Here is a 17,965-nt window from a genome sequence, read left to right on the forward strand (position 1 = left end):
CGTCTATGTGGAAAGCGTTACATCAACTGGCGATCCCCGAGCGGCTGTACCGCCTGTGCGGCTGCTGGATCCCCTGGCTGGCGGCGTTAAGCGCGCTGTTGCTGGCCATCGGCCTGGGGTGGGGCTTTGGCTTCGCCCCCGCGGACTATCAGCAGGGGGAAAGCTACCGGATCATGTACCTTCACGTCCCGGCGGCGATGTGGTCGATGGGGCTGTACCTGGCGATGGCCGTCGCGGCCTTCGTCGGGGTGGTCTGGCAGATCAAAATGGCCGACCTGGCGATCGCCGCCCTGGCGCCGGTGGGGGCGGTCTGCACCCTGGTGGCGCTGGTCAGCGGCGCGGCATGGGGCAAGCCGATGTGGGGGACCTGGTGGATCTGGGACGCCCGCCTGACCTCAGAGCTGGTGCTGCTGTTTCTGTATGCCGGGGTCATCGCCCTGTGGCACGCCTTTGACGACCGGCGGCTGGCCGGGCGCGCGGCCGGGATCCTCGTGCTGGTTGGGGTGATCAATCTGCCCATCATTCATTACTCGGTCTACTGGTGGAACACCCTGCACCAGGGCTCGACCAACCTGCAGCAAACCATCGACCCAAGCATGCGTCTGCCGCTGCGGATCTGCATCTTTGCTTTCCTCGCGCTGTCGGTCACGCTGACCCTGATGCGCCTGCGTAACCTGATCCTGCAGCTGGAGCGCCGTCGACCGTGGGTGGTGGCGCTGGCTAGCAAAGGAGCCTCCCGATGAGCCCCGCCTTTTCGTCTTTCGCCGCCTTCCTGCATATGGGCGGCTATGCCGTGTACGTCTGGCTGGCAGTGGCCGTGGCCGTCGCCGCCTTTGGCCTGCTGACGGTGCACACTCTGTGGGCGCGGCGAGCGCTATTCCATGAGGTGCGACGCCAGCAGGCGCGCGAGCGGCGGATCGCTGCCGCCCGCGAACATGACAAGGAGGCCGCGGATGCAAGCGCGTCGTAAAACCCGGCTGTATATCGTGCTGGCGGTGCTAGCCGGCCTCGGGCTGACCGTCAGCCTGACGCTGTACGCCCTGAGCAGCAATATCGATCTGTTCTACACCCCGGGGGAAATTATCTACGGCAAAACGGAAACCCGGGCGCTGCCCCATACCGGGCAGCGGCTGCGGGTGGGGGGCTACGTTCAGCCGGGCTCCCTGCAGCGCGACCCGCAAACCCTCGACGTGCGCTTTAAGCTGTATGACGCCCGCGGGGTGGTGGACGTCAGCTATAAGGGCATTCTGCCGGACCTGTTCCGTGAAGGTCAGGGCGTGGTGGCCCAGGGCGTGCTGGACGGCGAGCGGCATATTACCGCCCAGCAGGTGCTGGCCAAACATGATGAAAATTACACGCCGCCGGAGGTGAAAAACGCCATGACGCCGGAGAAAGCGGGGGCGCAGCCATGATGCCGGAGCTGGGCAACTTTTTATTGTGTCTGGCGGCGGGGCTGGCGCTGCTCCTGAGCGTCTATCCCCTGTGGGGCGCGGCGCGGCAGGATCGGCGGCTGATGGCCCTGGCGCGGCCGCTGGCCTGCGGGCTGTTCGCCTGTATCGGCGGCGCCTTCCTGCTGCTGGTGCACGCCTTTGTGGTCAATGACTTTACCGTCCGCTACGTGGCGGAAAACTCCAACAGCGCGCTGCCGGTGTGGTATCGGGTGGCGGCGACCTGGGGGGCGCACGAGGGCTCGCTGCTGCTGTGGGTCCTGCTGCTCAGCGTCTGGACCTTCGCCGTCGCCATCTTCAGCCGCCGGATGCCGCTCGACGCCGTCGCCCGGGTGCTGGCGGTGATGGGGATGATCGCCTTTGGGTTCCTGCTGTTTATCCTCTTCACCTCCAATCCGTTCAGCCGCGGCCTGCCGCAGTATCCTATTGATGGCCGCGACCTCAATCCGCTGCTGCAGGATATCGGCATGATTTTCCATCCGCCGATCCTCTATATGGGTTACGTCGGCTTCTCGGTGGCTTTCGCCTTCGCCATCGCCTCGCTGCTGGCGGGGCGGCTGGATACTGCCTGGGCGCGCTGGTCGCGTCCCTGGACCCAGGCGGCATGGATGTTCCTCACCCTCGGCATCGTGCTGGGCTCGGCGTGGGCCTATTACGAACTGGGCTGGGGCGGCTGGTGGTTCTGGGACCCGGTGGAAAACGCCTCGTTTATGCCGTGGCTGGTGGGGACCGCGCTGCTACACTCCCTGGCGGTGACCGAGAAGCGCGGCAGCTTCCGCGCCTGGACGGTGCTGCTGGCCATCGCCGCCTTCTCCCTGTGTCTTCTGGGCACCTTCCTGGTGCGCTCCGGGGTGCTGGTCTCAGTGCATGCCTTCGCCTCGGATCCGTCGCGCGGGCTGTTTATTCTGGTACTGCTGATTGTCGCCATCGGCGGATCGCTGCTGCTGTACGCCCTGAAGGGCGGCCGGGTGCGGGCGCGGGTGGAACATACGCTGTGGTCGCGCGAGTCGTTCCTGCTTGGCAACAATATCTTGTTGATGGCCGCGATGCTGGTGGTGCTCCTCGGAACGCTGCTGCCGCTGGTGCATAAAGAGCTGGGCCTCGGCAGCATCTCCATTGGCGAGCCGTTCTTCAATACCATGTTCACCGCCCTGATGGCGCCTTTTGCGCTGCTGCTGGGGCTGGGACCGCTGATCCGCTGGCGGCGCGATGACGTCGCCAGGCAGATTAAACGCCTGATTATTGCCCTGGTGGTGACGTTGTCACTTTCTCTGGCGCTGCCGTGGCTGCTGCAGGACCGTATCACCGCCATGGCGGTCATCGGCCTGATGATGGCCCTGTGGGTGCTGATCTTCGCCCTGATGGAGGTTCACGAACGGGCCACCCATCGCCACGGCTTCTGGCGCGGCCTGCGCACTCTGACCCGCAGCCAGTGGGGGATGGTGCTCGGCCACGTCGGCGTGGCGGTGACCGTTATCGGCATCACCTTCAGCCAGAACTACAGCGTGGAACGCGATGTACGGATGCGCCCCGGCGACAGTATCGATATCCACCGCTATCACTTTGTGTTTAACGGCGTGCGCAATATCGTCGGCCCCAACTGGACCGGCGGCGAAGGCATTATCGCCGTGACCCGCAACGGCCGCCCGGAAGCGACGCTGTATGCCGAGAAACGCTTTTACACCGCCAGCCGGATGATGATGACCGAGGCGGCGATCAGCGGCGGGCTGACCCGCGATCTGTACGCCGCGCTGGGAGAAGAGCTGAGCGACTGCAGCTGGGCGGTGCGTCTGTACTACAAACCGTTTGTTCGCTGGATCTGGTACGGCGGGGTGCTGATGGCCCTCGGCGGTCTGTGCTGCATGCTCGACCCGCGTTACCGGATGCGTAAGAAGCTGCAGGAGGCTTCATGAACCGGAAGCTACTGTTTATCCCGCTGGTGCTGTTTCTGGTGCTAGCCGCCGCGCTGTTCTGGCAGCTGATGCGCAACGCCGATGGCGATGACCCGACGACCCTCGAGTCGGCGCTGATTGGCAAACCGCTGCCGGCATTTCGCCTGGAAGCGCTGAATACCCCCGGGCAGACGCTGGACCGGGGGGCGCTGATTGACGGCAAGCCGCTGCTGCTCAACGTCTGGGCCACCTGGTGTCCAACCTGTCGCGCCGAGCATCAGTTTCTCAACGGCCTGGCGCAGCAGGGCGTGCGGGTGGTGGGGATGAACTACAAAGACGATCGGCAGAAGGCGATGAGCTGGCTGCAGCGCCTGGGCAATCCGTACAGGCTGAGCCTGTACGACGGCAACGGCATGCTCGGCCTGGATCTGGGGGTGTATGGCGCGCCGGAGACGTTTCTTATCGACGGTCAGGGCTTCATCCGCTGGCGGCATGCCGGCGACCTGAACGAACGGGTGTGGCGCGAGGAGCTCCAGCCGCTGTGGGATCAATACAACCGGGGGGCGGGCTGATGAGACGCGTAATGGTCATCCTGCTGGCGCTGATGCTGACCGGCCAGGCGTGGGCCGCCATCGACACCTGGCAGTTTAAGGATGAGGCCCAGGAGCAGGCCTTCCGCGAGATCACCTCCCGGCTGCGCTGCCCAAAATGCCAGAACAACAGCATCGCCGACTCAAACGCGATGATTGCCGCCGATATGCGGCAGAAGGTGTACGAGCTGATGCAGCAGGGAAAAACGCAAGAGCAGATCGTTGACTATATGGTGGCTCGCTACGGCAATTTTGTCAGCTACGAGCCGCCGCTGACCGCGGGCACGGTGCTGCTGTGGCTGGGGCCGGGGCTGTTCGTCCTGGCGGGCGCGGGGGTGATTATCGCCCGCGCGCGTCGTCGCGACATTCCTGACGCGGCGCTCAGCGCCGAAGAACGCCAGCGGCTGGCGGCATTATTGCAAGAAGGAAAAGAACGATGAGTCTGTTGGTGGTTATCGCCGGGCTGTTGCTGGCTGGCGCGCTGGGGCTGCTGTACTTCCCGTGGTCGGGCAAAGGGGCGGTGGACCGCGATACCCTCAACCGCGCCCTGTACCAGTCGCGTCTGCAGGAGCTGGCGCAGGAGCGCGGCGAGGACAACCCGGCGCTGGTCGTCGAGCTGCAGCGCACGCTGCTGACCGATATCCCGCCGCAGACACTGCCTGGCGAACGGCCGCTAAACCGCTGGGTGCTGCTTCCGGGCGCGCTGCTGCTGGTGATCCTGAGTCTGGGCCTGTATCTGAAAACCAGCGATATTGGCCAGGTGTTGCTCTGGCAGCAGGCTGAACGGCATTATCCTGCGCTGTTGCAGCAGGTTAAGGACCCGACGGCGGCGCCGCTACGAATGGATGAGCTGGCGGAGCTGCGGCTTGGCCTGCGCAGCCACCTGCAGGATACCCCGAACGACCTCGCCGGCTGGCAGCTGCTTGGGCGGCTGGGCCTGTTGTTAAACGATGGCGAGACGGCGATCGGCGCCTTTGGCCGGGCGCATGCTCTGGCGGCGGATGACCCCGCGACGGCTTTCGATTACGCCAGCGCGCTGGTGCGGGCGGGGGATAGCGGCCAGGTTCGGATGGGCGAGCTGCTGCTGCGCGACCTGCATCAGCGGCAGCCGACCAGCCTGCCGGTGCTGGAGATGCTGGCCCTGAGCGCGGTGCGTAATGAAGATTACCCCGAGGCCGTGGCAGCCCTGCAGGCGTTACTGGCCCGGCTGCCGGAAGGAGATGCGCGGCGCGCGGCGATCGTCCGCCAGCTGGCGCAGGCGCAGCAGCAGGCGCAGTAACAGCCCGGCGGCGCTGAACTTGGGGTCTGCCGCGAGGACGGTACGGGCAGTTTTTGTAGGCCGGGTAAGTTTTGTAGGCCGGGTCAGGCGCAGCCGCCACCCGGCATAAAATCGGCCCATGCCCGCAGTCCTTGCCCGGCGGCGCTACGCTTGCGCGGGCCTACGAAGGGCGCGATTAGAGCGTCAAATCACCGGGCCGGGTAAGGCGTAGCTGCCACCCGGCAAAAATACGGCACCAGAGCGTAGCCCGGATTAGGTGCCATACGCCGCCATCAGGGATTTTCTCTGCTGGCGCTGTCATCAGAATGAGAGCGATTGCAAACGTCCTTTCTTCGCTCATAGCGGACCTTCAACTCAATCGCTCGTCCGATCCGCGCCAGCAGCGGACGTTACGCATGAACTCTAATGATCAATGGGTGGGGTAGTTCCCCTACTTAGCGCGTTGTTCCACTCATCCAGAGTCACAGTAAAAAGCATGCTTGCGGGCTCATTTTTCACGTCATGAATATTTCGTGAAAACCGGAGACCTGCTTTCGTCAGGATCTTTTGGGATGCCAGATGGTTTGGTCTTACTACCGCAGAAATCTCAGCCAGTTTTAAAACATCAAACCCGTACCCGACCGCATATTTAGCGAACTCTGTCGCCAGACCTTTCCCCCACGACTCTGTAGAGAAACGATACCCCAGGTTCATTATCGGTGTATTGTCATAACTGATAATGCTAAGCCCTCCAAAACCGATAATTCTATCGGGATTCTCTTTCAGTGAGATAGCCCAGTTTCCGAACCTATAATTCTCCCAGTGGTTAAGCCAACGGGCCATTACATTACGTGCGTGACTCATATCAGGATACGGGCCTGCTGGATTGAACGTATTTGTTGCAGGGTCGCCATAAATCCTGAAGAGATCATCTATATCTGATGCGTTAACGCGGCGAAGATAAAGTCTTGAGCGATCTGACTGCAAAGTAATCTCCCGATCTACAGTTTATAAAGCGGAGTATATTGCTGATATATAGATGTTAGATCCAGATTTCTCAACAGGATTGTTATGCTCGTGTGACAAAATATTCAATCGCACATAGTGACAGGTAGCTCTTCGCTCAAAGCATACTTTCATCCCAGCCAGATTGCCACGTTGTGCCGAAGCGTAAGTGAGAACGCCAGAGACTTTCAAATATCGTTGCTGTGTTTTGCACGAAGCTCACACCCAAACCAAAAAAAAGCCCCTGCGTGAAAGCAGGGGCAAGCCATGTCAGAGCTTATTTTTTATTAGTTAAATACCATCCCGCCGTCGATCAGCAATGACTGACCGGTCATGTAATCAGAATCCGGGCTGGCAAGATAGGAGACGCAGGCGGCGACATCTTCCGGCTCGGATAGCCGACCGAGAGTGATGCGTTTGGCGAACTCGGCGGTACCGTAGCCCAGCGGTTTCCCGGCGGCTTCGGACACCTGGCGGTCAATTTCGGCCCACATTGGCGTTTTGACAATCCCCGGGCAGTAGCCGTTTACCGTGATGCCCAGCGGCGCGAGGTCGCGAGCGGCGGTCTGGGTTAAGCCGCGTACCGCGAATTTACTGGAGCTATACACCGCCAGCTCCGGGTTGCCGACGTGGCCAGCCTGGGAACAGGCGTTGATGATTTTCCCGCCGTGACCCTCTTTTTTAAAGGCCTCGACCGCCGCCTGAATGCCCCAGATCACTCCTTTGACGTTGATGTTGTAGACTTTGTCGACAATCTCCGGAGTAATGGATTCGATCGGCGTGGACGGTGCCACGCCGGCGTTATTGACGATGACGTCGAAGCCGCCCAGCGTTTTGCGCGCCTGTTCGACGGCGGCAAACACCTGATCGCGGTCAGAAACATCCACTTTCACCGCCACGGCGCGTCCGCCGGCCTGGTTGATTTCGGAGGCGACCGCCTTGGCGGTGGCGTCGTTATAATCGGCAATGGCCACGGCAAATCCATCTTTCACCAGACGAAGGGCGATAGCTTTGCCGATCCCCTGGCCGGCGCCGGTAACAAGTGCGACTTTTTTCATTTTCCTTTCCTTATTGTGATGACTTACAGAATCTGACTCAGATGCAGCTGGCCCATCAGCAGCGGGTTATCGCGATAATCCACCGGGATGGCCACTACCGCCGGGCCGTCGACGTCCATCGCCGCATGCAGGGTTGGCTCCAGCGCTTCGGCGCTTTCCACGGCAAACCCTTTGGCACCGAAGGATTCGGCATAGGCTTTAAAATCCATCGGCCCGAACGCGACGCCGGACAGGCGCTGATATTTTTTCTCTTCCTGAATGGCCACCATGTTGTAGCCATTATCGACCCAGATGAGGTGCAGCACGTTGGCGTTCAGGCGGACAGCGGTCTCCAGCTCCATGCTCGACTGCAGGAAGCCGCCGTCGCCGGAGACGGAGACCACTTTGCGCTCAGGATTAACCAGCCAGGCGCCGATGGCCCAGGGCAGGGCGACGCCCATGGTCTGCTGGCCGTTGGAGATCATCACCTGACGGGCGCGGAAGCTGTACAGGTAGCGGGCGATCCAGATATGGAAGCTGCCCATGTCCACGGTCAGCGTGACGTCGCTGTTGACGATATCCTGCATGGCGCGAACGATGCGCAGCGGATGCAGGGCAAACTGGTTCAGCTGCGCGCCGCGATGGTCCAGCAGCTCGCGCTGGTGCTGGCGGTCGCGGAGGATCTCCGCCGCCTGCGGGGAGAGCACCAGCCGGTGATCGATATTTTGCGCCAGTTTGTTAAGCGTGCCGGCGATATCGCCCACAAGCTCGACATCCGGGGTGTAGTTGCGCTCTTCATAGGCGGGCAGCACGTCGATATGCACCAGCGTTGCGTTGCCGCTGTTCCACATCGCCGGTTCATATTCCACCGGGCTGTAGCCAATGCAGATCACCAGGTCGGCGAGCTGCAGCAGACGGTCCCCGGCCTGGTTGTTAAACAGCCCGACCCGGCCGGCGAAGCGAGAAAAGTTATCCTGATTCACCGCCCCGGCGGCCTGATAGGTGCTGGTGACCGGAATATGGCTGGCCTCCAGCAAACGGCGCAGCGCCGCGCTGTTTTCCGGCTGGCTGGCCATCAGGCCGAGCAGGAAGATCGGGTTCTTCGCCTGGGCGATAAGTTTCGCCACCTGGTCGATGGCGTCATCCGGCGCGGCGCCCATCTGCGGAGCCCCGCTGGCCGGCAGCACTTTGCCGCTGACCGGGCCATCGACCACATCCTGCGGCAGACTGACGAAGGCGCTCCCCGGCCGGCCCTGTTCGGCGGCGCGGAAGGCGTTGGAGACCACCTCGGCCAGCGCATCCGGCGCCGTCACCTCGACGGCGTATTTGGTGACCGGGCTGAACATCGCCACCGTGTCCATACTCTGATGCACCTGTTTGGCTTTATCGGCGCGTTTTACCGCGCCGCCCAGGGCCACCACCGGGTCGCCTTCGCTGTTGGCGGTGGCCATGCCGGTGATCAGGTTGGAACAGCCGGGACCGGAGGTGACCAGCGCTACGCCCGCTTTGCCGGTAATGCGTCCGACCGCGGCGGCCATAAACGCGGCGTTGGCTTCGTGGCGTACCGGAATAATGCGAATCGAGGAATCCAGTAGTGAGTCAAACACCTTGTCGATTTTGGCGCCGGGGATGCCGAACACCTGCCGTACGCCCTGAGCTTCCAGCTGGCTGACGACGAGATCGGCGCCGTGCGCCCACTGGCGTACCGGATACTGTTTGTCCATGTGACCCCCTTAACTTTCTACGGAACGGATGGAGGCATCGAGATTATCGGGATGCAGATTGGCCTGCAGGAACGCGCTGTCGGCGGGCAGGTCGATCATCAGCTTGTGTATTTCGCCGAAGGTCAGCACCCCGTGATCGAGCTGGTAATCCAGCAGGTGACCGCCGCCTTTGCGGTCATCGGTAATAAAGTGCTCGTGATACCCGGCGACGTTGATCCCCTGCATATGCTGCGGGGTACGGAAGCCGACCAGCACCCCTTCGCGCTGGGTAAAGCGGAACACCGGCTGATCGTCGAGGACGTCGGTCATCGCCCGGTACGGCGGCGTCTGGCGCGGCACGGTGCGGGTATGGGCATGGCGGAAATGGCCGTCGATGCGCAGGGCGCAGAACAGGTTGTCAGAGGGGATTTGCTGGTCGATAACCTCGTGCAGCTGCTGGCGGCTCACCGGATGGTTGAAGGTTTTCCGGTACTGCGGCTGAAACCAGGTCATCACCGCGAACGGCGTTTTCTGCTCCGGCTGGGCTTTACGCGCGCTACCGTCGGCGCGCAACTGATAGACCTGACTGCTGAAGGCGATCATCTCCCCGTCCAGCTCATTAAAGGTCCCGAGGCCGAAATCGCCGTGCTTCAGCAGGTCCGCGATGGTGGTGCTGCCTTCGTAAACCCCGCTCAGCAGGGCGCTCATGAGCGATGTCTGATAGAGCACGCTCTCGGGATGCTGCGCGGAAAACGCCCGCAGGGTTTCGCACAGACTTTCTTCGCAGGTGCATTCAGCAGAATGATTCATATACCACTTCCTCGTTCAACAAATATAAGAAAGGTTAAATAAATGTTGACCCGATTCAGCTCACAGTTCCAATATAGAAACCATGCTGGTTTGAGACGTTTTCGATATGGAACTTCGCTATCTTCGTTATTTTGTCGCCGTCGCCAGGACGCGGCACTTCACCCAGGCCGCCAAGGAACTGGGTATTTCACAACCTCCATTAAGTCAGCAAATTCAGCGGCTTGAGCGCGAGGTGGGGACCCCGCTGTTTCGGCGTTTAACCCGCGGGGTGGAGCTGACGGAAGCGGGTGAGTCGTTCTATGAGGATGCCCGTCAGATCCTCGCCATGAGCGATGCGGCGCTGGAGAAGGCCAAGGGCATTGCGCGTGGGATGAACGGCAGCCTGTCGCTAGGCATTACCAGCTCTGATGCTTTCCATCCGCAAATCTTCACCCTGCTGCACCGTTTTCAGCTCGATCACCCCGGGGTGACCCTCCATCAGATGGAGGGCAACATGGCCAATCTGATGACCGCCCTGAGCGAGGCCGAGCTGGATATCGCCTTCGTCCGTCTGCCGTGCGAGAGCAGTAAAGCGTTTAATCTGCGGATCATTGATGAGGAGCCAATGGTCATTGCGCTGCCGCGCGATAACCCGCTGGCGACGCAGCCGACCCTGACTCTGGAGCAACTGCGCGACGAGGCGCCGATCCTCTTCCCGCGGGAAGTGGCCCCGGGGCTGTATGAGCTGGTGTACAACAGCTGCCTGCGCGCCGGGATCGATATGGAGCGCACCTGGCAGTCGTCGCAGATTTCGTCGTCGCTGAGCATGGTCAATGCCGGCTTCGGCTTCGCGCTGGTCCCGCAGTCGATGACCTGCATTCAGCAGCCGAACGTCAGCTATCACCCGCTCAGCGGGGCGCCGCTGAAGACCGATATCGCCATCGCCTGGCGGCGCTTCGAGCGCTCGCGAACGGTGAAACGCTTTCTGGCGATGTTCTGATCTTCGCGGCGCCAGCGGCTTACTGCGCCACCCAGCCGCCATCCATGTTCCACGCGGCGCCGCGCACCTGGGCGGCGGCGTCGCTGCACAGAAACAGCGCCATTTCGCCCAGCTGCTGCGGGGTGACAAACTCCCCGGAGGGCTGTTTTTCCGCCAGCAGCTGGGCGCTGGCCTGCTCCGGGTCGAGCCCCTCGGCGATGCGCTTATCGATCTGCTGCTGCACCAGCGGGGTCAGCACCCAGCCAGGGCAGATGGCGTTGCAGGTGATGCCGCTGCGCGCGGTTTCCAGGGCCACGGTTTTGGTCAGGCCGACCACCGCGTGCTTGGCGGCGACGTAGGCCGATTTCTCTTTCGACGCCACCAGGCCATGCACTGAGGCAATGTTAATGATGCGTCCCCAGTTGCGCTGGCGCATGCCCGGCAGCGCCAGGCGAGTGGTGTGGAAGACGCTGGAGAGGTTAATGGCGAGAATATCGTTCCATTTGTCCACCGGGAACTGCTCCACCGGGGCGACGTGCTGGATGCCGGCGTTATTGATCACGATATCGACGCCGCCGCAGGTGCTTTCGGCATAGTGCATCATCGCCTCGATCTGCCCGACGTCGCGCAGGTCGGCGTCGTGATAGCCGGGGATCTTGCCCTGCGCGGCGACTTCAGCCCGCGCGTGGCTGCTGTCGCCGAAGCCATTGAGGATCACCTGCGCGCCCGCCTGCGCCAGCACTTTGGCGATCCCTAAACCGATGCCGCTGGTGGAGCCGGTGACCAGCGCCGTTTTACCGTTTAAATTCATTTTATTCCTCCTTCAGTCTGGTATCAGACAATCCCGGTGACATAGAACGTGGCGATGACAAACAGCACCGCGAGGCTTTTGATCACCGTGATGGCGAAAATGCCGCCGTAGGCCTGGCGATGGCTCAGGCCGGTGATCGCCAGCAGCGTGATCACCGCCCCGTTATGCGGCAGGGTGTCCATACCGCCGCTGGCCATAGCGGCGACGCGGTGCAGGACCTCCAGCGAAATATTGGCGGCGTGGGCGGCGGCGACAAAGGTCTCGGACATTGCTGCCAGCGCGATGCTCATCCCCCCGGAGGCCGAGCCGGTGATCCCGGCCAGTACCGTGACGCTGATCGCCTCGTTTAACAGCGGATTGGGAATGGCCGCGAGGGTTTTCGACAGCACCAGGAAACCCGGCAGGGCGGCAATGACCGCGCCGAAACCATACTCAGAGGCGGTGTTCATCGCCGCGAGAATAGCGCCGCCGACCGCCGACCGCCGTCCGGCTCCCCTCCGCCAGCCGGCCGCGAATATTGCGATAGCCGCAGACCAGCACCAGCACAATGCCGGAGAGCAGCGCCGCCTGTACCGCCCAGATGGCGGTGATTTTCCCCACCTCGGTGACCACAGGCTTGGCCAGACCCGGCAGGGTGAGCTCATGGCTGGCGCCGTACCACTGCGGGATCCAGTGGGTAAACAGCAGATTCAGCACCCCCACTAACAGCAACGGGGCGATAGCGATCAGCGGATGCGGCAGATCGATGTCATCTGGCGTCTCCGGCTCATTTTGCAGGTCGGTCCCATAGCCTTCGCCGCGGGCCTGAGCTTTGCGGCGCTGACGCTCCAGCCACAGCAAGCCGAAAATGATAATGAACAGCGAGCCGATAAGCCCCAGCCACGGGGCCGCCCAGGCGTTGGTGCCGAAGAAGCTGGTGGGAATAATATTCTGGATCTGCGGCGTGCCGGGCAGGGCGTCCATGGTAAACGAGAAGGCCCCGAGAGCGACGGTGGCCGGGATCAGCCGTTTCGGGATCCCGCTCTGGCGAAACAGTTCGGCGGCGAAAGGGTAGACGGCAAAGGCCACCACAAACAGCGACACCCCGCCGTAGGTCAGCAGAGCGCACACCAGCACGATCACCGGGATCGCATGGCGGCGTCCGAGGATGCGGATGGCGGCGGCGACAATCGAGCGCGAGAATCCCGACAGCTCAATCAGCTTGCCGAACACGGCGCCCAGCAGAAACACCGGGAAATAGAGCTTCACAAAGCCGACCATTTTTTCCATAAACAGGCCGGTAAAGGCCGGGCCGACCGCGCCCGGATCGGTGAGCAGCACCGCGCCGAGGGCGGCGATCGGCGCAAAGAGGATCACGCTGTATCCACGGTAGGCCGCCAGCATCAGTAACGCCAGCGCGGCCAGGGCAATTATCACACTCATCACGACGTCTCACTCTCATTGTTATTGTAGGGGTACAGAACGCGATACTAAGGCTTCAGGGCGTAGCGAAGCTGATGTTCCCGGCGCGACTGGATGCGCTGTTGCCGCGCCTCATCCCAGCGGTAAAAGCCTTGCCCGCTGCGGGCGCCGGTGTTGCCTTGCGCCACCTTCTCCGCCACCAGCGACATCATCTCCGTGCCGCTGGCCAGCTCCGGCAGCAGGTGCTGGCAGATATCCTGGACCGTCGCCAGGCCGGTCATGTCCGCTGCCTCCAGCGGGCCGACCATCGCATAGCGGCGGCCGAGCGAGGCGCGCATCACCTGGTCCACCACCTCGGCAGAGGCAATGCCGCTGTGGACGATATGCAGTGCTTCGCGCAGCAGGGCGAACTGCAGCCGGTTGCCGACAAAGCCCGGCGCGGCGCGATTGAGCACCACCGCTTCCAGCGCGCAGGCGGCGCAAAAGTCGCTCACCTGGCGCGCCAGATGGGGCAGTGTGGCGCTCCCGGGCACCACTTCCACCAGCGGGATCAGGTGCGGCGGATGCCAGAAGTGGGCGATCAGCAGCCGTTCAGGGTGGCGCATGCCCTGCGCCAGCGAGTCCGGCGGCAGGCCGCTGGTGTTGCTGGCGATAATCGCCTCGTCGGCGATCAGCGTTTCCAGTTCGGCATACAGGGCGTGCTTCAGCGTCAGCCGCTCGGGGATCGCTTCTATCAGCAGCGTGGTGTCGGCCAGGGTATTCAGCGCCGGGGTGGGGGTCAGACGGGCCAGCACGGCGTCGCGGTCGGCGGGATCCTGCTGGCCGCTGGCCTCCAGCTCGCACAGGATGGCGCTGGCCACCGCCGGAACCTCGGCGAGACGCTGCGGATCGGTGTCATACAGGCGGACGGCGTGACCGTGACGGGCGAAATGACAGGCGATGCCGACGCCCATCAGTCCCGCGCCAAGTACCGCCAGGCGTGGTGTAAACATAGTAGCTCCTGTTAACGTTGAAGGGTCATGGCGATGCCCTGGCCGCCGCCGACGCACAGGGTTGCCAGCCCTTTGCTGGCGCCCCGGCGCTGCATCTCATGCACCAGACTGACGAGGATCCGGCAGCCGGAGGCGCCGATGGGATGGCCAAGGGCGATGGCACCGCCGTTGACGTTGACCTTCTCGCTATCCCACTCAAGCAGCTGACCGACGGCCAGCGCCTGGACGGCAAAAGCCTCGTTAGCTTCGATAAGATCCACCTCGTCCAGCGTCCAGCCGGCGCGCTGCAGCGCTTTGCGGCAGGCGCTCACCGGGCCGATGCCCATCACCGATGGGTCGACCCCGGCGACCGCTGAGCTGACAATGCGCGCCAGCACCGGTAGCCCGAGCGCGTGCGCTTTATCGACGCTCATCAGCAGGACCGCCGCGGCGCCGTCGTTCAGCGACGAGGCATTCCCGGCAGTGACGCTGCCGTCAGCGGGACGAAACGCCGGGCGCAGCTGGGCCAGCTGCTGCTCGCTGGTCTCCGGGCGCGGTTGCTCGTCGTCAGTCACGACACGCGGCGGCTTTTTGCCCTGCGGGACGCTGACCGGGACGATCTCGTCGCGAAAGCGTCCGGCGGCGATGGCGGCCGCCGCTTTGCGCTGGGACCCGGCGGCAAAGGCATCCTGGCGCTCGCGGCTGATGTCGAAGGCGTCGGCGAGGTTCTCGGCGGTGATGCCCATGTGGTAGTCATTAAAGGCGTCCCACAGGCCGTCCAGAATCATGCTGTCCTGCAGGCTGGCGTGGCCGAAACGCAGGCCGTCGCGGGCGCCGTGCATCAGGTAGGGGGCATTGCTCATGCTCTCCTGGCCGCCGGCGATGACGATCTCGGCGTCGCCGCAGCGGATCGCCTGCACCGCCTGCTGAACCGCTTTCAGCCCGGAGCCGCACACCAGATTGACGGTGACCGCCGGGGTGTCCACCGGCAGGCCGGCCCGCAGCGCGGTCTGGCGCGCCGGGTTCTGCCCGCAGCCGGCGGCGAGCACCTGGCCGAAAATCAGTTCGTCGACCGCCGCGGCGGGCAACGGGCAGCGTTCAAGCAGGCTGCGTACCACCGCGGCGCCGAGGTCAACGGCGGAAAGAGGGGCGAAGGCGCCGCGAAAGCTGCCGACCGGGGTGCGTACTGCAGCAACAATGGCAATATCGGTCATGATCTCTCCTTAGCTGAAGCGCATTTCGCGCACATCGTCGGCCACGATCAGCCGTCCCGCCGTTTTACGCATCACCTCGTCGGGGCTCACCCCCGGGGCCACCTCGCGCAGGACAAACGCGCCGTCGACAATGTCCAGCAGGGCCAGGTCGGTGAGCACCCGGCGAATACAGCCCACGCCGGTGAGCGGCAGAGTGCACTGCGGCAGCAGTTTGGATTCACCGTTTTTTGAGGCGTGGGTCATCACCACGATGATGTTCTGCGCGCCGGCCACCAGGTCCATGGCGCCGCCCATCCCCTTGACCATTTTTCCAGGGATCATCCATGAGGCGATGTTGCCGGCGACGTCGACCTCAAAGGCGCCAAGAACGGTCAGGTCGACGTGGCCGCCGCGGATCATGGCGAACGACTGGGCGGAGTCGAAGATGGCCGCCCCGGTTTGCGCGGTGACGGTCTGCTTGCCGGCGTTAATCATGTCGGCGTCGATTGTGGCTTCGTCGGGAAATTCGCCCATCCCCAGCAGGCCGTTCTCCGACTGGAGCATCACCTCAATACCGGCGGGAATGTAATTGGCCACCAGCGTCGGGATACCGATCCCGAGGTTGACGTAGTCGCCGTCGCGCAGCTCCTGGGCGACGCGCATCGCCATTTGTTCACGGGTCAGCATCTCAGTGCCCTCCGGCGCGCAGGGTGCGCTGTTCAATACGTTTTTCAAATTGCCCGACGATCAGTCGGTCGACATAGATCCCCGGGGTGTGGATGGCGGAGGGCGGCAGTTCGCCCGGCGGCACAATCTCTTCCACCTCCACCACCGTAATACGCCCGGCGGTGGCCATCAGCGGGTTGAAATTCTGCGCGGTATGGCGATAAACCACATTGCCGTACCAGTCGGCTTTCCAGCCTTTGACCAGCGCGAAATCGCCGCGGATCGACTCTTCAAGGATGTAGTGCCTGCCGTCGAACTGGCGCACCTCTTTGCCTTCGGCGATCGGGGTGCCATACCCGGTGGCGGTGTAAAAGCCGGGGATGCCGGCGCCACCGGCACGGATTTTTTCGGCCAGCGTTCCCTGCGGGGTAAGCTCAACCGCCAGCTCGCCGCTCAGCACCAGCTGTTCAAACAGCGCGTTCTCCCCGACGTAAGAGGCCACCACCTTGCTGACCTGGCGCGACGCTAGCAGCAGGCCGAGACCGAAGCCGTCGACGCCGCAGTTGTTGGAGACCACCGTCAGCCCCTGCACCTGGCGACGCTGCACCTCGGCGATTAAGTTCTCGGGAATGCCGCACAGGCCGAAGCCGCCGGCGAGCAGCGTCATGCCGTCCGTTAACCCTTCCAGCGCCGCTTCGTAGCTGGCGACGCGTTTATCCAGTCCTGCCATCTTGTCTCTCCTGCCTTGCGATAGCCTTATCATTGGCGCAGGAGACTGATTTGATAATTTTGAATTTGTGACCCACTCATTTGGATTTTTAATTAATTTCCTGTTAACTAATTTTTTTCAATTAGTTAACAGGAAGAAAAATGAGAATGAGTGTCAAACAGTTACGCGCGTTTTTAGCGGTAGCTCACACTCTGAATTTTGCCCACGCCAGCGAAAGGCTGAATCTGTCGCAGCCCGCTCTCAGCCTGACTATCAAAGGGTTAGAGGAGGCGCTGGGCGGCGCGCTGCTGCAGCGCAGCACCCGCAAGGTGAACCTTACTCAGGAGGGGGAACTCTTTCTGCCGATGGCCCGTCAGCTGCTGGCCGACTGGGATAACGTCGAGGAGGCGATGCGTCAGAGCTTTACCCTGCAGCGGGGGAAAATTTCGGTGGCCGCGATGCCGTCGTTTGCCGCCAACGTCCTGCCGGAGGCGCTGAAGGCCTTTCGCGACCGCTATGCCGGGGTGAACGTCACGGTGCATGACGTGATTAATGAGCAGGTGATCGAGATGGTGCGCGAGGGGCGAGTGGAGATGGGCATCGCCTTCGAGCCATCGCCCAGCCACAATTTGCTGTTTACCCCGCTGGCGGTGGACCGCTTCGTGGCGATCGTTCCCCGGCAATCGCCGCTGGCGAAGAGAAAGCAGCTCACCTGGCAGGAGCTGTTGACCCTCGATTTTATTACCCTGCAGCGCCCCTCGGCGGTACGCCTGATGCTGGAGGAGGCGCTGGCGCGCAGCGGTCGTCAGCTGGACGTGGCGCTGGAGAGCCACCAGCTGGTGACGGTGGGAAGAATGGTGGCCAGCGGGCTGGGGGGCAGCGCGGTGCCGGCGCTGTGTAAAACGCAGATGGCGTCGCTGGGCGCCGTCTGTCTCCCGCTCAGCGATCCGCCGATTGAGAAGTGCGTCGGCGCGATCCATGCCGGGCACCTGCCGTTGTCAAAGGCGGCGCAGGCGCTGCTGGATACGCTGAAAGGGTTCTTGCCTACCTGAGCAGGCGGGAGGAACAAAAAAAACCGGCCAGCTGGCCGGTTGGATAATCAGATTTTGCAGGCGTCGCCGCAATCGTCATCGGCAACGATCGCCTGGGCTTTTTTGTCCGCTTCTTCCAGACGCTCCGCGTTGCGCTCTTCCGCTTCATCCAGGCCGCTGAAGACCAGGTTGTCGAGATCAATTTCCATAAGTTACCTATCGTTGCTGGTTTTTAATCAGCGTCAAGTATAGGGCAAAATCGCCAGCGGATGTAGCCGGGCTCTGCGCCGAACGCACAGAGCGTTAAGTCGCTGAATGCCACGCTCTCCCTACCATAATTAACCGTTGACAGACTGGCGTTGGATTAATTAATAACCATGCAGAATGATTTCCTGTGTATATATTAAATGAAAGGACAACGAAGGAGTAATTAAGCGTTGACGAAACGCTTTTATGTTAATATGCCGGCGATTATGGATGAA

Annotated in this window: 19 protein-coding genes and 1 pseudogene; 9 read left to right on the forward strand and 11 right to left on the reverse strand. The window is 62.5% G+C overall.

Annotated features, from left to right (window positions below; all coding sequences use genetic code 11):
• Positions 1–5 precede the first annotated feature (5 nt).
• The 7 genes from B8P98_RS12075 to ccmI are packed head-to-tail and all read left to right on the forward strand — an operon-like array spanning position 6 to position 5,209.
• Positions 6–743: a heme ABC transporter permease gene (locus B8P98_RS12075; protein ID WP_095033053.1), complete on the forward strand. Its 738-nt coding sequence runs from the start codon at positions 6–8 to the stop codon at positions 741–743.
• The gene (ccmD, locus tag B8P98_RS12080) at positions 740–970 is read left to right on the forward strand and encodes a heme exporter protein CcmD (RefSeq protein ID WP_025712131.1); all 231 of its coding nucleotides are present in this window, start codon (positions 740–742) and stop codon (positions 968–970) included. The genes B8P98_RS12075 and ccmD overlap by 4 nt, the downstream gene beginning before the upstream one ends.
• Complete coding sequence (ccmE, locus tag B8P98_RS12085) at positions 954–1,412, forward strand: cytochrome c maturation protein CcmE (RefSeq protein WP_025712133.1); 459 nt, start codon at positions 954–956, stop codon at positions 1,410–1,412. The genes ccmD and ccmE overlap by 17 nt, the downstream gene beginning before the upstream one ends.
• On the forward strand, positions 1,409–3,361 hold the full coding sequence (locus tag B8P98_RS12090; RefSeq protein WP_095033054.1) for a heme lyase CcmF/NrfE family subunit: 1,953 nt from the start codon (positions 1,409–1,411) through the stop codon (positions 3,359–3,361). Before ccmE ends, B8P98_RS12090 begins: the two co-directional genes overlap by 4 nt.
• Positions 3,358–3,912, forward strand: a complete 555-nt coding sequence (locus B8P98_RS12095) for a DsbE family thiol:disulfide interchange protein (RefSeq protein ID WP_025712135.1) — start codon at positions 3,358–3,360, stop codon at positions 3,910–3,912. Before B8P98_RS12090 ends, B8P98_RS12095 begins: the two co-directional genes overlap by 4 nt.
• A gap of 11 nt (positions 3,913–3,923) precedes the next feature.
• A complete protein-coding gene (locus B8P98_RS12100) occupies positions 3,924–4,370 on the forward strand; it encodes a cytochrome c-type biogenesis protein (protein WP_167382694.1) in 447 nt (148 codons plus the stop codon).
• Positions 4,367–5,209 (forward strand): c-type cytochrome biogenesis protein CcmI, encoded by an 843-nt coding sequence (gene ccmI / locus B8P98_RS31425; protein WP_095033056.1) that lies wholly within the window; start codon positions 4,367–4,369, stop codon positions 5,207–5,209. Before B8P98_RS12100 ends, ccmI begins: the two co-directional genes overlap by 4 nt.
• A 402-nt stretch (positions 5,210–5,611) precedes the next feature.
• Here the strand turns inward: ccmI and B8P98_RS12110 are convergent, their stop codons facing one another.
• From B8P98_RS12110 to budA, 4 genes are all read right to left on the reverse strand, one after another.
• Entirely contained in the window at positions 5,612–6,175 is a 564-nt protein-coding gene (locus B8P98_RS12110; RefSeq protein WP_071993257.1) for a GNAT family N-acetyltransferase, read from the reverse strand.
• Positions 6,176–6,480: 305 nt separating this feature from the next.
• Positions 6,481–7,251 (reverse strand): (S)-acetoin forming diacetyl reductase, encoded by a 771-nt coding sequence (locus tag B8P98_RS12115; RefSeq protein WP_023341702.1) that lies wholly within the window; start codon positions 7,249–7,251, stop codon positions 6,481–6,483.
• Between the two features lie 23 nt (positions 7,252–7,274).
• Positions 7,275–8,954 (reverse strand): acetolactate synthase AlsS, encoded by a 1,680-nt coding sequence (gene alsS, locus B8P98_RS12120; protein WP_025712139.1) that lies wholly within the window; start codon positions 8,952–8,954, stop codon positions 7,275–7,277.
• Between the two features lie 9 nt (positions 8,955–8,963).
• Positions 8,964–9,743: an acetolactate decarboxylase gene (gene budA / locus B8P98_RS12125; RefSeq protein ID WP_025712140.1), complete on the reverse strand. Its 780-nt coding sequence runs from the start codon at positions 9,741–9,743 to the stop codon at positions 8,964–8,966.
• Positions 9,744–9,849: 106 nt separating this feature from the next.
• Here budA and B8P98_RS12130 point away from each other — a divergent pair, with 106 nt between their 5' ends.
• Positions 9,850–10,722, forward strand: a complete 873-nt coding sequence (locus B8P98_RS12130) for a LysR family transcriptional regulator (RefSeq protein WP_025712141.1) — start codon at positions 9,850–9,852, stop codon at positions 10,720–10,722.
• Positions 10,723–10,741: 19 nt separating this feature from the next.
• On the opposite strand, the gene B8P98_RS12135 is transcribed toward B8P98_RS12130, so the two are convergent.
• The 6 genes and pseudogenes from B8P98_RS12135 to B8P98_RS12160 form a co-directional block, all read right to left on the reverse strand.
• Positions 10,742–11,512 (reverse strand): 3-hydroxybutyrate dehydrogenase, encoded by a 771-nt coding sequence (locus B8P98_RS12135; RefSeq protein ID WP_025712143.1) that lies wholly within the window; start codon positions 11,510–11,512, stop codon positions 10,742–10,744.
• Between the two features lie 23 nt (positions 11,513–11,535).
• Positions 11,536–12,937 (reverse strand): annotated as a pseudogene (locus tag B8P98_RS12140) (GntP family permease).
• A gap of 44 nt (positions 12,938–12,981) precedes the next feature.
• A complete protein-coding gene (locus B8P98_RS12145) occupies positions 12,982–13,905 on the reverse strand; it encodes a 3-hydroxyacyl-CoA dehydrogenase family protein (RefSeq protein ID WP_095033057.1) in 924 nt (307 codons plus the stop codon).
• Positions 13,906–13,916: 11 nt separating this feature from the next.
• Entirely contained in the window at positions 13,917–15,098 is a 1,182-nt protein-coding gene (locus tag B8P98_RS12150) for an acetyl-CoA C-acetyltransferase (RefSeq protein ID WP_095033058.1), read from the reverse strand.
• 9 nt (positions 15,099–15,107) lie between these two features.
• On the reverse strand, positions 15,108–15,764 hold the full coding sequence (locus B8P98_RS12155; protein ID WP_012541466.1) for a CoA transferase subunit B: 657 nt from the start codon (positions 15,762–15,764) through the stop codon (positions 15,108–15,110).
• Position 15,765: 1 nt separating this feature from the next.
• Positions 15,766–16,473, reverse strand: a complete 708-nt coding sequence (locus B8P98_RS12160; protein ID WP_095033059.1) for a CoA transferase subunit A — start codon at positions 16,471–16,473, stop codon at positions 15,766–15,768.
• Between the two features lie 140 nt (positions 16,474–16,613).
• On the opposite strand from B8P98_RS12160, the gene B8P98_RS12165 reads away from it, so the two are divergent.
• Complete coding sequence (locus B8P98_RS12165; RefSeq protein WP_167382659.1) at positions 16,614–17,504, forward strand: LysR family transcriptional regulator; 891 nt, start codon at positions 16,614–16,616, stop codon at positions 17,502–17,504.
• A gap of 47 nt (positions 17,505–17,551) precedes the next feature.
• Here B8P98_RS12165 and B8P98_RS12170 read toward each other — a convergent pair whose 3' ends face one another.
• On the reverse strand, positions 17,552–17,692 hold the full coding sequence (locus B8P98_RS12170) for a hypothetical protein (RefSeq protein ID WP_002908189.1): 141 nt from the start codon (positions 17,690–17,692) through the stop codon (positions 17,552–17,554).
• Positions 17,693–17,965 lie beyond the last annotated feature (273 nt).

Source organism: Klebsiella quasivariicola (assembly GCF_002269255.1).
Classification (GTDB): domain Bacteria; phylum Pseudomonadota; class Gammaproteobacteria; order Enterobacterales; family Enterobacteriaceae; genus Klebsiella; species Klebsiella quasivariicola.